Annotated in this window: 1 protein-coding gene; it reads left to right on the top strand. The window is 38.7% G+C overall.

Translation table 11 applies throughout. The annotated features are described in order from the left end of the window. Positions 1-67 precede the first annotated feature (67 nt). A partial coding sequence (locus GD597_RS21755; protein WP_171610019.1) for a transposase occupies positions 68-313 on the top strand: 246 nt, incomplete at its 3' end.

Here is a 313-nt window from a genome sequence, read left to right as displayed (position 1 = left end):
GGTAAGCTTCCCCAAAAACAGTACGGTTTAAAAATAGACAAAATGTTTAATTTTAAAACTGTAAAACATGAAAAAAAGTACATTTAGTCCTGCGCAGATAGCAGGCATTCTCAAAGAGTTTGATAACGGCAAAAGTGCCGAAGATATTAACCGTGATCACGGTGTAAGTAAAGCCAGTTTGTATAAATGGCGTCAGCGCTATGGTGGCATGGAAGCTTCCGAGTTAAAGCGAATTAAAGATTTGGAAGAAGAAAATGCCCGGTTAAAACGCATGTATGCCAACATTGCGATGGAGCTTGACGTAGCAAAATAT

Origin of the sequence: Limnovirga soli (assembly GCF_013106755.1) — a bacterium.
Taxonomy (GTDB): Bacteria; Bacteroidota; Bacteroidia; order Chitinophagales; family Chitinophagaceae; genus Limnovirga; species Limnovirga soli.
Note: the sequence above shows the minus strand (reverse complement) of the source record. Positions and strands in the feature narration are given on the sequence as shown.